Genomic DNA, 568 nt, shown 5'->3' on the forward strand with positions numbered 1-568 from the left:
TTTTTATTGTAACATGAAAAAATAAAAAAAACTAGATTGTAATGTACTTATTCCCGCTAGAAGTTGTAGCCCCAATAAAAACTTTGAGTACTGTCTTTTATAGTATTGGAAGTAAAAGTCAATGTATTAGTGTACACTGACGTATAATCCCTTTCCCATGTTCCTCTAAATTCAGAGGGAAATTCATCGTCTTTAAATAACTCACACCCTGCCATTAAAAATCCAATTACCGTAATGGAAGAACAGGAATTAAAGGACGTTTTAGGTAAAAATATTAAGTTTTTCCGCTCCCAGAAGCAGTTATCACAAGCCGATTTAGCTGATAAAGCTGGTATTTCTATAACATTTCTCTCAAATGTAGAACGAGGAAACAATTTTCCCCTTGCTAGAACTCTTTGTAGCCTTGCGAAAGCCCTTGAAGTTGAGGTTTTTGAACTTTTTAAGGGTGATTTAGTGCCTTCAAACAGTAAAGAGATAATGAGTCAACTTTCTGAAGACATCACCCAAAAGATAAATGTGGCGGTAACTGATGTTTTTAAGCATTATTTAGGCTAAATACCTCTCTAAA

Annotated in this window: 2 protein-coding genes; one reads left to right on the forward strand and one right to left on the reverse strand. The window is 34.2% G+C overall.

Features of this window, described 5'->3' with window-relative positions:
* Window positions 1-56: 56 nt before the first annotated feature.
* Window positions 57-215, reverse strand: a complete 159-nt coding sequence (locus ACYVRH_RS14210; protein WP_461257526.1) for a hypothetical protein — start codon at window positions 213-215, stop codon at window positions 57-59.
* A 19-nt stretch (window positions 216-234) separates the two neighbouring features.
* Between ACYVRH_RS14210 and ACYVRH_RS14215 the strand changes: the two genes are divergently transcribed.
* Window positions 235-555, forward strand: coding sequence for a helix-turn-helix domain-containing protein (locus tag ACYVRH_RS14215; protein WP_461257527.1), 321 nt, complete (start codon window positions 235-237; stop codon window positions 553-555).
* Window positions 556-568 lie beyond the last annotated feature (13 nt).

Source organism: Treponema sp. R80B11-R83G3 (genome assembly GCF_054786115.1).

Coding starts and splice junctions, on each gene's coding strand:
- ACYVRH_RS14210 (WP_461257526.1), bottom strand. CDS start 215: ATGGCAGGGTGTGAGTTATTTAAAGACGATGAATTTCCCTCTGAATTT.
- ACYVRH_RS14215 (WP_461257527.1), top strand. CDS start 235: ATGGAAGAACAGGAATTAAAGGACGTTTTAGGTAAAAATATTAAGTTT.